12 protein-coding genes and 1 pseudogene are annotated in these 12,891 nt (G+C 42.1%); 4 read left to right on the forward strand and 9 right to left on the reverse strand.

Annotation, left to right across the window (positions count from 1 at the left end; genetic code table 11):
- Positions 1-123: 123 nt before the first annotated feature.
- Both N5E87_RS07065 and N5E87_RS07070 read left to right on the forward strand, forming a co-directional pair.
- Positions 124-1,491 carry a HipA domain-containing protein gene (locus N5E87_RS07065; RefSeq protein ID WP_014610930.1) on the forward strand — a complete coding sequence of 456 codons (1,368 nt, stop codon included), beginning with the start codon at positions 124-126 and terminating at the stop codon, positions 1,489-1,491.
- Positions 1,488-1,868, forward strand: coding sequence for a helix-turn-helix transcriptional regulator (locus N5E87_RS07070; RefSeq protein WP_086904820.1), 381 nt, complete (start codon positions 1,488-1,490; stop codon positions 1,866-1,868). Before N5E87_RS07065 ends, N5E87_RS07070 begins: the two co-directional genes overlap by 4 nt.
- Before the next feature lie 163 nt (positions 1,869-2,031).
- Here N5E87_RS07070 and N5E87_RS07075 read toward each other — a convergent pair whose 3' ends face one another.
- Both N5E87_RS07075 and N5E87_RS07080 read right to left on the reverse strand, forming a co-directional pair.
- The gene (locus N5E87_RS07075; protein WP_014610929.1) at positions 2,032-2,373 is read right to left on the reverse strand and encodes a type II toxin-antitoxin system HicB family antitoxin; all 342 of its coding nucleotides are present in this window, start codon (positions 2,371-2,373) and stop codon (positions 2,032-2,034) included.
- On the reverse strand, positions 2,370-2,624 hold the full coding sequence (locus tag N5E87_RS07080; RefSeq protein ID WP_014610888.1) for a type II toxin-antitoxin system HicA family toxin: 255 nt from the start codon (positions 2,622-2,624) through the stop codon (positions 2,370-2,372). Before N5E87_RS07080 ends, N5E87_RS07075 begins: the two co-directional genes overlap by 4 nt.
- A 355-nt stretch (positions 2,625-2,979) precedes the next feature.
- Here N5E87_RS07080 and N5E87_RS07085 point away from each other — a divergent pair.
- Positions 2,980-3,531 (forward strand): annotated as a pseudogene (locus N5E87_RS07085) (GDP-mannose 4,6-dehydratase); the annotation flags it as partial.
- Positions 3,532-3,602: 71 nt separating this feature from the next.
- Positions 3,603-3,779 carry a tyrosine-type recombinase/integrase gene (locus N5E87_RS07090; RefSeq protein WP_197721152.1) on the forward strand — a complete coding sequence of 59 codons (177 nt, stop codon included), beginning with the start codon at positions 3,603-3,605 and terminating at the stop codon, positions 3,777-3,779.
- Between the two features lie 77 nt (positions 3,780-3,856).
- Here N5E87_RS07090 and N5E87_RS07095 read toward each other — a convergent pair whose 3' ends face one another.
- The 7 genes from N5E87_RS07095 to N5E87_RS07125 all read right to left on the reverse strand — a co-directional run bounded on the left by N5E87_RS07095 (position 3,857) and on the right by N5E87_RS07125 (position 12,866).
- Positions 3,857-4,021, reverse strand: a complete 165-nt coding sequence (locus N5E87_RS07095; protein ID WP_014610884.1) for a hypothetical protein — start codon at positions 4,019-4,021, stop codon at positions 3,857-3,859.
- Positions 4,022-4,042: 21 nt separating this feature from the next.
- Positions 4,043-4,768: a zeta toxin family protein gene (locus tag N5E87_RS07100; RefSeq protein ID WP_126512855.1), complete on the reverse strand. Its 726-nt coding sequence runs from the start codon at positions 4,766-4,768 to the stop codon at positions 4,043-4,045.
- 73 nt (positions 4,769-4,841) lie between these two features.
- Positions 4,842-6,008, reverse strand: coding sequence for a DUF3596 domain-containing protein (locus tag N5E87_RS07105; protein ID WP_115014222.1), 1,167 nt, complete (start codon positions 6,006-6,008; stop codon positions 4,842-4,844).
- Positions 6,009-6,421: 413 nt separating this feature from the next.
- Positions 6,422-7,936 (reverse strand): hypothetical protein, encoded by a 1,515-nt coding sequence (locus N5E87_RS07110; RefSeq protein ID WP_279767716.1) that lies wholly within the window; start codon positions 7,934-7,936, stop codon positions 6,422-6,424.
- Positions 7,937-7,943: 7 nt separating this feature from the next.
- Positions 7,944-10,892 carry a hypothetical protein gene (locus tag N5E87_RS07115; protein WP_279775218.1) on the reverse strand — a complete coding sequence of 983 codons (2,949 nt, stop codon included), beginning with the start codon at positions 10,890-10,892 and terminating at the stop codon, positions 7,944-7,946.
- On the reverse strand, positions 10,885-12,495 hold the full coding sequence (locus N5E87_RS07120; RefSeq protein WP_279775219.1) for a hypothetical protein: 1,611 nt from the start codon (positions 12,493-12,495) through the stop codon (positions 10,885-10,887). Before N5E87_RS07120 ends, N5E87_RS07115 begins: the two co-directional genes overlap by 8 nt.
- Positions 12,495-12,866: a hypothetical protein gene (locus N5E87_RS07125; RefSeq protein ID WP_279775220.1), complete on the reverse strand. Its 372-nt coding sequence runs from the start codon at positions 12,864-12,866 to the stop codon at positions 12,495-12,497. The genes N5E87_RS07120 and N5E87_RS07125 overlap by 1 nt, the downstream gene beginning before the upstream one ends.
- Positions 12,867-12,891: the final 25 nt, after the last annotated feature.

Below are 12,891 nucleotides of genomic sequence, written 5' to 3' on the forward strand. Positions count from 1 at the left end.
AGGTGTCATTAATTAGTATTTTTCTTAATTACTGAGTACTGTAGGTTGCATTAATTGGCTGTTTTATCTATTTTTGAGTGCTATAGTGTTCATTAATTGTCGTCTGCTTTTAGGGGTTAGGTAATGCAAATTTTAACGGTGCAGATGAACATTGCCGGAGAATGGCGTGATGTTGCTTTGGTGGAGTTTTATGCGCCAGATAAGGGCACTGGCGGGCCATGTGTATTAAATTATGAGATCGAACATGTCACGTCTTACTTCCATCAATTTGCGCAAACTGCAGTGAGTGTATCGTTACCCGTTGATAATATCCCGTTGCGAAGCCCTCACTGGCATCGTTTTTTAGAAGATATTATGCCAGCAGGTTCCAGCCGGGATTATTGGGTTAAGCGGCTTGGATTGCAGGATTTGCCTAATTTGGAACGTGATTTCCAATTGTTGAAATATGGAACTATCGCGCCAATTGGCAACTTACGTATAAAAGAATCGGTGCCTGAAAAGGCTAAAAGATCATTACCTGTTACCTTTAGTATCGCTGATGTCAGTGAGTTGCAGATTGATTTTATTGAGTATGCCCAGTCTCGCGGTGCAGCAGCAGGTGGCGCTTCCGGCGCAGGCGGGGCCGCACCTAAGTTATTAGTGCGATTAAATGCGCAGCAAGATGTTTGGATTGATACCTTTCAAGATGATCCGCGTAATCTCGATCAGCCTTATTTAGTTAAGTTTCCAAGGGGTAAAACCACTCTGGATGGCGATATTTTGCGAGCAGAGTATCATTTTTATCATGAGCTTACACAATTGGGCTTTGAGACTATTTCCGTTGAGTCGATGAAGCTTATTGAAGCTGAACGTGGCCCTTCTTTATGGTTGCCACGCTTTGATTACGGTGTTGAGGCGGGAGCAATGGTGAGTTATGGCATGGAGTCGGTTTATGCCATTTTAGGTGAGCCGACAGCAAAGCCTTTGCTACATGCCGATGTGATTAGACGGCTTTTGGCCGCGTTTAATAAAAAAGAAAATTATGGTAATACCAGGACGCTACTCGACGTTGAGGCTGAGCTTGAAGGCAAGAGTGGCATTGAGGCGTTTGTGATTGAATGGGTACGTAGAGATTTATTAAATATTGCCTTTGGAAATTCAGATAATCATGGCCGAAATACCTCTTTTATCAAGTATGGAAACCGCGTCCAGCTGGCACCCATTTATGATTTTGCGCCAATGAAAGCAGATTATGAGATGATCACTCGTACCTTTACCTGGGGTGAGGGAATGGAGTTAGGTGGCGTGTATAACTTTCCTGCAATTGCAGAACATTTATCTGATTTACTGTCGCCTAATGAGTTAATGAGCGCTTTGAATGAAACCGCTGCTCGTTTGCTTGGTCTTGAGCAACGTTTACGTCAGCGGGGTGTGCCAGAATCGATTCTTGCGCATTCGGGAATTGGTTTTGCCACGTTAGAAGCGAGAATGCAGCAATGGGGGCTATTATGACGGTTTCATCTAATGTTGCAACGGATTCGATTGAAACAAAAGGCAGAGGTGGTCGAAAAAAAATTTCGGTTAATCGAAAGCCTTTGACCCTTAAAGATAGGGAAGATTTATTATTAGCCGCTACATTGGATCTCTTTTCGGGGAAAAAGACTCAAGGTCAAGTACTTAAATGGCTGAGGGTTGAGTTGTTATCACTGAGCCAGGACCAATATGCCAAAATGGTTGGCGTTAGCCGTAAAGCATTGTCTGATATCGAAAGTGATAAAGGTAAAAACGGTGTTGAGTTGATTAATCGAGTTTTTAGCGGAGTCGGGTTTCGTATAGCATTAATGCCAAAGGATAGTGTCGTGCTGAAAATGGCGGTAGAGGCGATTTAGAAGCTAAGATCTAGAACGCCGCAAAGCGACGACTGCCTGGGTGCAGATGCAAGTCAGGAATTAGATTGCCAAGCCCATGCTTTAATTGACATGGTGAACCCCGTTTAACATTAGCTATATGCCAACACTTGCATCCCCGCAAAACGAGGAACAATTTTCCGTCCTACGCTGAATGTGCAATGTAGTCATTGACTGCATTTTCTACCGCTGCATTCAAACTAATGCTTTGCGATAGCGCAATTTCATTAAGTCGAGCGTGAACCTCTGGCGAGATCCGAACGTTGAATTTGCCAGAGAAGTTTTTGTAAGGCTCAATGCCACGCTCCTGACACATCTCTAAAAAAACGCTTAATGACTTCGCGCCCTCGGCTTCCAATTGAGCGACGCTTTCACCATAGAAATCCGCGCCGCCGTTTAAGCCTACGAACTCACCACGGAATGTTTCAGCGTCTGGATCATAATCAATAAAGGCTTTTACCCCGTTGATCATCATAAGATTTTTCATGCTTTCACCCCGTTCCTTTCTAACCATTTTTTGATGCTTATCACTGCGTCTTTGTCAGTTTCTTTCTGAGGATGTGGGCGGTGATATACCTGAACTTCACCAAACAGCACCACACCAATTCGAGATCCCTCACGCTCTTCAATGTCAGCCCCTAGAGCAATAAACAGCGCTTCAATATCAGACCACTTGATAGCTCCGCTGACAGGCCTAGCAAAGATAGCCGTCAACGTTCTTAAATGTTTTTTGTTCATAAAGTCTCATAATCCGTTAAATCGATAGTACTACTTTTTAGTATCATTTCAAGCGAATTTGGTACTATTTTTTAGTACCACCAATCAAAATGCATTAGCGGCAATTGCCCACATTGATACGGGGTCTGTAGTTAGTAATTTTTGTGTTGTCTCCAAAGTGCGATTGCCAAGCATATGAAGTATGTGAGCAACATCGTAGCCGAGGCGGTGAAGCTCTACTGCGAATGCTCTACGTCCAGATAGCACACTTGGCTGCTCAATCCCCGCATTTTTTAGTAACGTCTCTATCTCATTAAGCGTAAAACCCCGTACTTTTATTGCGGGGATGTAAGCGTCCATATGTGTGAGTAGATCAAGTTCTCCTTATTCTGCCAGCAAGGCATCGGCGGACCATCTTGTTCGCGCCTGGCATCGTACCTATGGTTTACCGATAGTTATTACTAACTGCTCTAATAACTATGGCCCTTTTCAATACCCTGAAAAGCTGATCCCTTTAATGGTGAATAATGCGTTATTGGGAAAACCACTGCCCGTTTACGGCAATGGCCAGCAGGTGCGGGATTGGTTGTATGTGGATGATCATGTTAAGGCGTTATTTTTAGTCGCCACTGAAGGGCAACTAGGGGAAACCTATAATATTGGAGGCTCAAATGAATACACTAATCTTGCTGTGGTGCAGCGAATTTGCGATCTCTTAGAAGAGTTAGTGCCCACTCATCCGCAGTCTCTGACAATGAGTGGCATGGGGTTTCGTGATTTAATACAACATGTTGCTGATCGTCCTGGCCATGATGTGCGCTACGCCATTGACGCGAGTAAAATTCAACGTGAATTAGGTTGGCAACCACTCGAATCCTTTGATTCAGGCCTTAGGAAAACTGTCGAGTGGATAGTGCAAGCGGTCTAAAAACCACCGCGTAATTGATGTCAGAGTACTTTTAGGATCTAATTTAATTTGATAAACCTGGTGCATGTAATTTGTATCGACACACCACCGCTACCGTAATGTCAAAAAATGGTGCCGACATTCGCTATATCCAAGAGCAGGTAGGCCATGCAGATATTTCGACAACACAAGTCTATACCCAGGTGACGATTGGTAAGCTAAAGGAGGTTTATCATCATACGCACCCTGCAGCACGAGAAGGGGAATGAATCTTGAAGAGTGTTGGTGATGATGCAGAGGAAATAGGAAAAGCCCCTAACGGGGCTTTATTCACAAAACCAATGAATTACACTGCCATGGATTTGGCTTCAATAATCATTTTATTCTGTGACTCAGTCGCTTTCTTGATAACTTGAGTATACACACGTTTTTTCTCTGCTGAACTTGCGTTCATAACAAAGGCTGAAAGCTTGGATGTAGTAACGTTAATTTTAGCTGTATTGGTCGACATAGATTTCTCACATAAAACAGCCTAAAAAATAGGCTCAGGTGGCAAGATTAGCAGTCTTATTAATTCTGTGCGAGAGTATTTTTTCTTTATGTGATGCTCAACATCCGTAATGTTATCATGGTAAATACGAGTGCTACCATAATTGTTCTTTATCAGTAAATCTATCTTGATTGCCGCGTCATATTTGGCTTTGACTTGCCGGATTACCTCTTGCGAATTTAAGAATTGATCGATAAATGTAGTAGGTAAAATGCGTCTGCCTTCAAGCTTTTCTCTTGCTTGGACAAACTCCCAGGCTAGTGTAGGTTCTTGATAAACAAAGATGATGAGCACGGCTCGATTTCGCTTTAGTGAGCGATCGATATTTTTACAAGCGATATCAAAGTTTGAAAAAGTACCATCTAAGATGAAACTTTGGTTGTTGTTAAAAATTCTGTCTAGGGTTCGTTCAACAATAAGGCTGACAGCTTTCTGAAAGAGGAATGAATTTTCACCAGTGTACTCTTGGAAGAAGACTCTTAGCTCATCAGGGGCAAGCCTAATAATTCCCGTTTCATCAAACATTTCAAGAAACGCTTTTGAAGCTTCGGTTTTTCCTGCGCCAGGAGAGCCGCACATAAAAATAGACACAGGTTGTTGATCAGCTGGAAACTTGTCCAAATCGGTCAGTTCTCGAGCTATCCGAGTACGATTTGCTTTCGCATAGGTGACCGCTTGAGTTTCAATTTCTGTTTCTTGCTCTGTCATAGTCAGTGATAACGTTACCAGATTTAAACAACATGATATCAGCCAACTCAAGTTGAGTATAACTTACGGGGTTTTACAGCATGTTTTCGTTGCGCATGAGTTTATCAAATGCGTTGCCATCGCTTCGAGATGCGTTTGCAACATAAGGTGCATAGACATCAAATAATAACCGAGTATCACTGTGGCCAAGCATTTGAGATATATACAGTGGATTTTCTAGGGCTGCGATATGCAGCACTGCCGCGGTGTGACGAGTTTCATAAGCTCGTCGACGTTTCAGTCCCGCTTTAATGAGTGTCGGGTACCATAATTTTTTGCTAACAAAATGGGTATCCAGTGGCGCATCTGATTTGCCAGTAAACACAAAGCCTGACTCTGACAATGCCAAATTTTTAATGCGTTTAAAGGCATCGTATACCGTGTCACACATCTTAAGATCACGCCTAGATTTTGGTGTTTTCACATCACATACTTCACCATTCACCCAGTTTTGCCGTATGCGAATTAAGCGGTGATTAAAATCAACATGTTGCCACTCTAATCCATGTATTTCACAGCTGCGCATGCCGGTCCAAAACCGAATGATGAAGTAATCTTTCCATTCGGGAGGGACGTGGGATAGGAAAAGTTTAACCTCCTTTATCGTCATCGGATGAGACTCAGCCTTTTCTTCTTTAAGTGAGCGATAGCGTCTCAATGGGTATTCAAATTTATATTCTTCTGCCGCGAGGCTTACCATGGAGACGATGGGCCACAGTAAGTTATTAATGCGCCGATTAGATAATTGCCGGGTATTATCTGCCTTTACCATTTGCATTAACTGCTGACGATAAAAATCGATCTGCGATAGGGTGATCTCATTCATCAATGTATTGCCAAATTGTGGGATCAGATACTTATCTAAAACGTTTTGCATGGTGTTTCTATAGCTATTTTTCCACGTCGCCTTTTTGCGTTCAAACCACTGATAAGCAAAATCATTGAAAAATGGATATTCACGATCAGGATGTTTTTCACGCTGCAACTGCTCAAATTGAGCGACTTTTTTACTTTTGGGGAAATAGTCACGGTATTGGAAGCAGCCTAAGTCTATCTCCGCATTCATTTTTTTGAGTGTTGTCTTGGCAGTTGCAAGGTTTTTAGGTGTGGCCAGCATTTTTGTGCCTTCACGAAAACGGCAGCCATAAAGATGCATGTCGAACTGAATACGCCCATTGGGGCGCACACGAATATGAGCCATAGGTGGCCTCCATCAAATAGCACTGTCCCTATCCGATGGAATTCGTTAGAATTTCGCAATCGGCTGGGTCTCTGTTAATAGCTAGTGCAGCCGGTACGGGGGAGAGTGGTTGCAGCCGCTCTCTCCCAACTGCTTATTTATTAGGTTAACCGCACTTTTACATCGCGCAACTCAACCTGAAATGTCCCTTTCCAATAGTTGCAGTTTGCCAACTATTGGTTAAAAACACACCTATCAATATAACCAATACTGTTTATTTGTCCAGTGGTTTATTTTAAATTGCTGTGCTTTTTAAATTGACCATTTACCAATGAAAATTGTTGAGCATTTTAGCAGAAGCTTGTTGCCGTCATTTACCCCACTTCACACACAACCACACGCAACCGTATTCAGTTTACTGTTTGAGAGCTTACTTAATCATCGGCAAACCCATATTCATCGATATTGGCTAAATCGCCACTGTTTTCTGTGATGTTTTCGGAATGCTTATTGTTCGGTTTAGGTGCTAAATCAGGATGAGTCGTTGGCGAATAAACACGAGCGTTCTTGAGTTTATCTTCTGTTTGGGTTTCTGTCGTGTCGGTGTATTGCGCATGCGACTCTATGTCATTAACTGGAGTATCAATTTCGTCTGGCACATCGCTTGGTTGTTCGGCAAACAAATCGAGTTCTCCTTGGCGCGATGGCGGCAAAATGTAGCGGTCATCGTAAGTGTTCAGGTACTCGTTTTTCAATTTTTGATATGCAGCTAACTGTGATTGTTCTGATACTAAGTTAAGGCTATCAAACGGTGACATATCTTCTGGTTTATCAAAGAAATTGAGTTTCAGTTCACCATTTTGATTTTGAGTTAACGTAATGCGGATCTCGCCTCCTTTAGCAAAAATTTTTAATTTCATGTCTTTGAGAGTGCGAGGCGAATAGGAAAATAATAATGCGTTGTGATTATGAAGGTGTTTAACGCTGACTTCGCGAATGAACTCCCGACGTCCGGGCAACATGCATGAGAATAACCTGTTGCTGTCAAACAGTAGCATCGCAGTATTGAGCGATCTAACGCTGGTTTCTTTTAAGATCATGTTATTTAACTGTTTGAAATCGTATAAATTAGATGCAAATTCAAGGAGTAACCTGCTTTCCTGAGCTATTTTTCGATGAAATTGCTCTATGCCTTCCAGAGAGATACTTTGCGTGTGCTGGTCAGTTTTAAACGTGAGTAGTTCTCCTTCTAAGCTAAACGCTATGCTGCCTGTTTCAGAGTTCATGTACAGCGTTTTAAGCGTTTGGCTTGCGGCTTCAGTCAAGGGGAGGGTATGAGGTAAGTCGATATTGTCTTGTAATCGTTTGGTCGTGACTTCACCATTTTTCTGGAAGCGGATCTCTTTTTCATTTTTTCTAAATTCAACAAAATCAAAAGGTATGAGTGAATTGGTTGAATTGATAATGTCAACAATCGAGCGTCTGTTCAGCTCATGATAAGCACGTTGAGTATTGGCCACCTGATATTGAATATGATTTTCATGAGCAGCGTCTAATTCAAAACGGGACATTGGGAAATGTATTGAATCATCAATCTTTTTGTCGTCTCTGAGTAATAAACAATACTCGATATTGATGTATTTGCCATTTTTGTACCTGAGCTCAAAAATATACTGATTGGCTAGGGTATTAAACTCTTGCTGTTGCTCTTTCATGCACATGAAAAAATCGAAAGGGATTGAGAATTCAGCATTCTTCAAACCATGGCCTTTTTCGAGAGGTATTTCAATTTGTCCATATTGACCAGGGGCACCACCAATAAGGAGCATACGGCTGTTATCGCTGTCGATAAACACACTGATACATGCATCCGAATGATGTTTGTCTAGTGCATTTATCATATTGATAAACAAGGGGGATTTTATTTTCGGGATTAATATCTTTGACATAATACACCTAGTTGTTCTGTTGAAAGTGTGAGAGATATAGCTGTGTTTGTTGAACGACAAATTGCAGATCCACTAACTTAGCGTGCTGCTTATGAGGGTTTAGTTTGGTTTCACTCAATTTGGGCGTCAGAGTGATGGTCAGTTCGCTTTGACCAACAGGTTGTTTTTGAAGCGTTATTGTTTCACCCGATTGAGCAAAATGGTCTTTTAACCTGTTTAATAGAATGTCGATTTTTGTTTTTCTATTCACGGTTAACACAAAGCTGGGCGCTAACCAGCGCCACAGTGGCTGACGAAATACTGCTGCAAAATGTCGTGCATTTTTGACATTACACGCCAAGGTTAATGTTAATGCTGGATGTATGCCGTTGCTTAGCACGATTGCTGGCAAATTACTGAGTGCTGTGATTTGCGCTTTGGTCATTGGCAAGAATTGATATTTGCCTGGAGATTGCGAGATTTGGCTTAATAACGGCCAGTTAACCTCTTTTACTTTTCGCATTTCAAGAAATAGATATTGAAGAAAGTCATGAGAAATTTTGTTGGCGTTACCAAGCCATTTTTGATGATACTTGACGGTGTCTTGTGCAATCGAGACTGTATGAAAATCGCTGAGCGGCTTTTGGGCGACACTATTTTTATTCGTCTTAAATAGATGTTGTCTCAGTGCTGTCTCTGTGAGTAAGACGTGGTTTTGACGCTTCTGGTTAATGTCTTTTGCTTGGTAATCAGGGCTGATTAAAGCGAGTTGACGTGATAGATCATTTGAGTCGTTTTTTAACCCCAGCAAATATCGCAATTCACTATGCGAGAATTCTCGAGGCTGTGATTCACCAAAGCCTGGCCGATAGAATGGGTAAAGCCAGTCTATATCGTGCAGATAGGACCATCGAGTTGTTGCATAGTACTCGTGTCCGATTTGACGAGTCATTTCATCTAACAAAATCCCATCATTGCACAGTGAAAATGGTTGCCCTTCAAGCCAATAGTCAAATCGCGCAGCAAGCACGTCATCATGGAGTAAGCGTTTCATTTGCTCTGTATTCGTGGTTTGCTGTGGCGGCAGATTGTATGCAAGGTGCAGTGCTTGCAGCATAAATAAATGTACACCGCTATGACGCAGGTGATGAAACCGCGCTTGCTGGCCGCATAATGCTTTGATGCATTTAGTGGCAGGTAATAAGTATTGCAACTGCCGTGAATGGTATGGCTCTTCTGTGAAGCCGATCAAATGCTGGTGAGGTTCACAAAGTTCACTGTTTTTTATCACAATTCTGACTAGAATCGCGAATTCTTCCGGTATGACGGTATAGACAACGCGTGAATGTCTGCTTTTGGTCGTCCCCTCCTTAGTATTTGTGATATTGAAACGAAACAATTGTTTATTCGCTGGATCAACAAATACATCCTTTAAACGAAGACGCAGTAACTCTCCTCGGCGCAACATTGCGAAATAGCTGATAATGACAGTGACTGCGCAAAATAACCTCTGCAATAACCCCCCGTAGGGCGGCGCGATGAGCTTTGCGACGATTTCATGCAACTGTTCTATTGAGATCCGAAATGGATCAACACCTGGAGGGCTGAGTGGTGGTTCGAACTGGCTAATGTCTAAATGGTCTGTGAGTGATTGGTGACGCATAAAGCGAAAAAAATACAGCATGATCAGTTGCTCTGTTTCAGTCGCTAAATTGTCATAAATGTTGTGGCTCCATTGTTGTAGTAGTTCTTGGTCTATTGCTTGGTCATAACTGAGCGGGCTCGTGAGTTTTAATTGAATATTGCAGTATTTTTTGATGGTGCTTTCTGCGAGTTTTTGCTTTTTTACCCCACCGAAATTGATGAGTTCTAACGTGTATCGATAGAGCATTGTTGGCAGGATATTGTCTACAGGCCAATGACTAAGGTCATGGACACATTCTGTAATCTTATTGCGATTATTTTGCAGTTCGAGGTGCGGCCATTTCTTCGAGGCTTGATTGGCTTTAGGTATTGCGGTAACTGCCATTTCGTCATAATCGATGCCATAAATTCTCACTAATTGTCGTTGTTGGTCCTTCTTGTCAACCGAGACTAAAGGGGTTGCGACATGACGTTCTGGGTAACTAATATCTTTTAAGAATGTAGGAACGACATGATCGCGATAGTGCCAAACGGCTTGAAAAAGGTGCTGGTAATGACGAGAGACCTGAGTTGATATGGAGAATGACGTTAATAAGGTTTCTAATCTTTTTAGCAACTGCTTTTCAGTTAGCTTGCTATGCGAATATGCCTGATATTCCGTCAATGATTGATAGACAAATAAGGGCAGGTGATACCGGCTTGATTTCGGTAGATCGTCTTGATTAGATGACTTATCTAAGTGTTTGATATTAAGATATGTTTGTCTTTCAATACGCTGAATGCTTTCTTTGTCGTTAATGATGTTGACGAGATGTGCAATGGTTAGTGGCGCAATTTCAAGTGCGATAATCAATGCCATAAACTCAGCTGACAGTTCAGATCTTTGTTTCAAGAACTGAGCTTTGACGTTTTCATACTCTGTTTGCAGTTTAAATGCATCGTTCGCTTGAGCTGTGATGCATTCATACCATCTTAAATCAGGATCTGGCCAAGGCAGCTTTTCAATCTCAGGAGTTTGCCACTTCAGTGCTTCTTTGAGGTAGACAATAATGGCTTCTAGCGCACGTTTATAGTGACGTTGCTTGCCTGTAGGTACAGATCTGATGATTTTATTGATGACTTGTAAATCTTGAAGAGTGATTTCACGACTATTGGGTTGGCTGATTAATATGTGAGTCGGCTTTTGAGCTGAAAGGTTTGAGGCTTTGAGTGTTGGGTTCGGCCACTGGCTGATCACCCAGCTAATGGCATCTATGCCAGCGTTTGACAAGCCCTGACGTTGGTGATAATTATAAACCTCAACAGGGTTTAATTTGTTGAATATACTAGACATATTTCAACTCCTTTAAGCCGTATCGAGCCGGCAGACTATCAAGAAATAAGTCTTGTTGTTTTATGCTAGCTGGAAATGCATGGTCACTGCCCAGATGTTCACCGTACTCCGCGTGTCCCATTAAGCGATCAATTTGGTGTGTTGTCAGTTTGTGGATAATGCTGGTAGCTGCACTTTGCGCAAATTGATGACGCAACACATAGGGGACAATGCCATTGGCTCTTAGATGTAAAAATTGTCGCAGCGATTTTGCTGATATTGCAGTCGCTTGATTATTTTCATCATATAAACTCCATGCCCAGGGAAGATCATTGATCAAATTCAGCTTGGAACTGAGTTTTTGTTGCAACGAGATGTAATGCAGAATTTGTTGTCTAAGATAGTCACAAATTCTGATTTCGCGTTGAAAGCCTTTATCAGATACTGTCGTGCGGCGGTAATCATAGTGTGATTGTTTATTGATAGAGATAGCATGGGTAGGGCGCATGCCAGTAAGCAGTATAAATAACAGCGCAGTATGGTTAGCGCAGAGATTGTGATAATGAATTAAAGCGGCTTGACCGGCTTTGTTTTCAGGTTTAGATGAAGTTATCTCGTCATGAAGATGACTAAAAATCGCAACAATCTTACTCTCGGGTATAAGTCGACTACTGCCGTAGCACACAGACTCGTCTGCGTATTTTTCTAGGTTTTCACCAACCCATTTACTATGAAAACTCACACCCACTTTTGAGCTTGTAATGTCAGCAGGAATGTTTCTCTTGGCGTTATCATTTAATAGCGAAATGTTGGGCAGTGTGGCTTTACCTACTGTAGAACTCGACGAGAATGTGAGTGTCAGCAGTTTGCTCACACCTAGAGCGTTTGCATGAGTGAATAATCGGCTGAGATACCGATCTTGTGCGTGAAATAGCTCTGCTCGAACTTGTTCACTGTTTTTTTGCTGATAAACCGCGGCATGGCGATGGTGCCGTATATCAGTAGGTAGTAATAATGATTTAGTTAAACTGGAAAGTTGATTATCTTTTTGAATACAGTGTGTTATGTACTTTAAAAACAATTGCTTTCTTATCGCTGGAAAGTGTTCGATCTCAGCAGGTTTTCGCCATTTGGCCATGAGCAGATTAAGCAATTGTTGTTTTTCAGCTGCCGTTAGCCACGGCACGTTATAGCTGTGATTGCTAACGAAGGGTTTGAAAATGTGGATTAAGCTATTAGGGATGGGTTGCCATTCGAATTTTTTATCGCCTTTTTGAGTAATGGTTGCACGCGCGTAATAGGTCCAGGACTTGCCATCCTCAAACTTGTGATTTTTGAATCGATGTGCTTCGCATGTATCACTATTTTTCACTTTGTGACAGTCGGGAATATCATCTACTGTGAGAGGCTTTTCATTGGCGTGCAGGAGAACGTCATCTAACTGCTGAGTAAGCCACAAATACAACAAAACAACTAATAACTTGCCTGAGTTGGTTTCATGACTCTGTTTTTCGGCTTGGTAAAACATCTTCATTAACGCTGTGTTAGTACCGAGTCTATCGGGCATGACACCGCCGGAATTTTTTAGCCTATGACTTTTAGCATTAGCTTGTAGCTTTCCCATTACTCATATCCTTTTGCGATATCTGAGGTATGAATCGCGCAGGGAGAGAGTTGCGCTAAGTGAGCGAGTTGTATTTTAAATACAACTGAGGATTCTGCTTGTTTTGCAGCTTGAATTTGATGAGCCTGCGTAACATGGCATCGTGTAGACTTTGGGTAAGATAATGAGGGTGTAAGCGTGTTTAATGTGCTGATGACATGTGGAATAGTGCTTTCATTTAACGCTATTTGAAGTGCAACAAAGGAGGCGGAGGTGCGGTTCTGCGGGGCGCACTGTTTAACCTTTTCATTTGCCCGCAGTCTCACAAGTGCTGGGTTTTGGTGCTGTGAAAATAAATTGGGTAGTACTTTTTTAGATTTCTCGATACTCATAACCAAGCTCCAACGTCCAAGCCTT

The sequence above is a fragment of the Shewanella sp. GD03713 genome (genome assembly GCF_029843705.1).
GTDB lineage: Bacteria > Pseudomonadota > Gammaproteobacteria > Enterobacterales > Shewanellaceae > Shewanella.

Coding starts and splice junctions, on each gene's coding strand:
- N5E87_RS07065 (WP_014610930.1), top strand. CDS start 124: ATGCAAATTTTAACGGTGCAGATGAACATTGCCGGAGAATGGCGTGAT.
- N5E87_RS07070 (WP_086904820.1), top strand. CDS start 1,488: ATGACGGTTTCATCTAATGTTGCAACGGATTCGATTGAAACAAAAGGC.
- N5E87_RS07075 (WP_014610929.1), bottom strand. CDS start 2,373: ATGAAAAATCTTATGATGATCAACGGGGTAAAAGCCTTTATTGATTAT.
- N5E87_RS07080 (WP_014610888.1), bottom strand. CDS start 2,624: ATGAACAAAAAACATTTAAGAACGTTGACGGCTATCTTTGCTAGGCCT.
- N5E87_RS07095 (WP_014610884.1), bottom strand. CDS start 4,021: ATGTCGACCAATACAGCTAAAATTAACGTTACTACATCCAAGCTTTCA.
- N5E87_RS07100 (WP_126512855.1), bottom strand. CDS start 4,768: ATGACAGAGCAAGAAACAGAAATTGAAACTCAAGCGGTCACCTATGCG.
- N5E87_RS07105 (WP_115014222.1), bottom strand. CDS start 6,008: ATGGCTCATATTCGTGTGCGCCCCAATGGGCGTATTCAGTTCGACATG.
- N5E87_RS07110 (WP_279767716.1), bottom strand. CDS start 7,936: ATGTCAAAGATATTAATCCCGAAAATAAAATCCCCCTTGTTTATCAAT.
- N5E87_RS07115 (WP_279775218.1), bottom strand. CDS start 10,892: ATGTCTAGTATATTCAACAAATTAAACCCTGTTGAGGTTTATAATTAT.
- N5E87_RS07120 (WP_279775219.1), bottom strand. CDS start 12,495: ATGGGAAAGCTACAAGCTAATGCTAAAAGTCATAGGCTAAAAAATTCC.
- N5E87_RS07125 (WP_279775220.1), bottom strand. CDS start 12,866: ATGAGTATCGAGAAATCTAAAAAAGTACTACCCAATTTATTTTCACAG.